Here is a 305-nt window from a genome sequence, read left to right on the forward strand (position 1 = left end):
CGACGCCCGTGCGGCAGTATTCATCTGTCACGATATGGGTGCGGTCCACTTTGACACCCAACTCTTCAAGACCCAGACCTTCGACATTGCCGACGATCCCAACTGCGGAAATCACCGTGTCGAATTCTTGCGTTGTGGTGCCTTTAGCGTCTTCCAGATGCGCTACAACTTTACCCGCAGAGCGGTCCAGTTTTTTGACTGTGGTTTTCTCTAGGATCGTCATGCCCTGTTTCACGAATTGCTTTTTCGCGAAGGTCGAAATGTCTTTATCTTCGACCGGCAACACGCGATCCATCACCTCGACC

General features: G+C 52.1%; 1 protein-coding gene. It reads right to left on the reverse strand.

Annotation, left to right across the window (positions count from 1 at the left end):
- A partial coding sequence (locus KO497_RS07435; protein ID WP_215943336.1) for an FAD-dependent oxidoreductase occupies positions 1-305 on the reverse strand: 305 nt, incomplete at both ends.

The organism is Pacificibacter marinus (assembly GCF_018860665.1).
Taxonomy (GTDB): domain Bacteria; phylum Pseudomonadota; class Alphaproteobacteria; order Rhodobacterales; family Rhodobacteraceae; genus Celeribacter; species Celeribacter marinus_A.